General features: G+C 45.4%; 1 protein-coding gene. It reads right to left on the bottom strand.

Annotated features, from left to right (window positions below; genetic code table 11):
* Positions 1-244: 244 nt before the first annotated feature.
* On the bottom strand, positions 245-1,411 hold the full coding sequence (gene sat / locus M595_RS27390) for a sulfate adenylyltransferase (RefSeq protein WP_023069755.1): 1,167 nt from the start codon (positions 1,409-1,411) through the stop codon (positions 245-247).
* Positions 1,412-1,709: the final 298 nt, after the last annotated feature.

A 1,709-nucleotide genomic window follows, 5' to 3' on the forward strand; every position in this document is an offset into this window, starting at 1 on the left:
CCACGCCAATCAAACAGCCCTGCTGGGATTAAGAGGTGATCTAAAAATTTAAGCTCTCGGTTGATTTTATATAAATAATTCGGTGTAATCGCGACAATCCCCTTCATCCTAGATGCACCCTAACCTTCTTAGGATAGGTTATGCTGAGGTTCATCCTCAGACTATTTGAAGATTACTAATCAGCACAGGAATAAAGGGAAGTTCTGATCAACTCCGAAGCCAAACAGAAATCTGACTGACAGACTTAACCCTGCATGGCTTTGACTAATTCTGCCGCGACTTCAGGACGAGAGAATTCCGGCGGTGGCATTTCACCCCGACGCAACATTTCCCGAACTTTGGTTCCAGATAGGTGAATCCGTTGATCTGGTTTACTCGGACTGGTTTTGCTGGTTGCCATCCCCTTAGTAAGGGTACAGTAGAAGGCGTGTTCAAACTTCATCGGGATGATCCCCAACTCCGAGGGTTCAAACTCCTCGAAAATATGTTGAGCATCATAGGTGCCATAATAATCACCCACACCTGCATGATCACGACCCACAATAAAGTGAGTACAACCGTAGTTTTTGCGGACAAGCGCATGAAAAATCGCTTCTCTCGGGCCTGCATAACGCATGGCAGCCGGGTTGATTGCTAAAATTACCCGATCTTTGGGATAATACCCGGACATCAAAATTTCGTAGCAGCGCATCCGCACATCAGCAGGAATGTCATCGGACTTAGTGGCTCCGACAAGGGGATGCAAAAATAAACCGTCAACGGTTTCTAAGGCGCATTTTTGAATGTATTCGTGAGCGCGGTGGATGGGGTTACGGGTTTGGAAACCCACAATTGTTTTCCATCCTCTTTCCCAAAATAAAGCCCGAGATACGGCAGGATCAAGCTGATATTGGGGGAATAAGGGGTGATCATCACGCTCGAGTAACCACACGGGGCCTGCGAGATTAATCGGCCCTTGTTCGTAGACGACTTTCACACCGGGGTGCTTGTCTTCTGTCGTCCCATAGACGTTGAGTGCTTCTTTTTCTTTGTCGTAAGTATATTTCTGTGTCAACTTGAGGACACCGACAAACTTACCAGAAGGAGAGTCTAGACGAATTAAATTTCCTTCGACTAAGGGTGTTGCCACCTCTTGGGTAACGGACAAGGTAATCGGAACAGACCAAGGTAAGCCGTTACTCAGGCGCATATCACTGACGACTGTTTCATAGTCTGCCTGTTCCATGAAGCCTGTTAAAGGGCTAAATCCACCGATGGCAATCATTTCTAGGTCGGACAGGGTTCGCTCATCGAGTTGAACGACAGGTAGGAAGTCGGCTTTTTCGAGAAATTCCTGCCGTTGTTCAGGGGAGGCAATGCGGTTTATTAGTTCTCCACCGTGGGGAGCAATTGCGTCTTTCTGCTGACTCAAGGGGACCTCTCTAGGTGAACGACAAGTTAGAGAAAATATTAAGTTTTTCTGACTACTTATCTTAACCTGTGATCGCCCAGTGTTTTTATGTAAATATACCTATTTGTGATAATTTTATTGTCAAAACAGGCGATCGCCGTTGAGTCTGCCCACTATTCTTTGCGGGGAAAGGCATATTCATAAAATATAAAATTTGTCAAGTTCAAGCGTCTATCAACCGGAAAAGCAACAGATTTCTGTCGGCAGAAAGATTTTTAAATGTGTTAAAACAGGTATCCTAGAAGCAAAATAGACTGAC

This window comes from Lyngbya aestuarii BL J, assembly GCF_000478195.2.
GTDB classification, from domain to species: Bacteria; Cyanobacteriota; Cyanobacteriia; order Cyanobacteriales; family Microcoleaceae; genus Capilliphycus; species Capilliphycus aestuarii.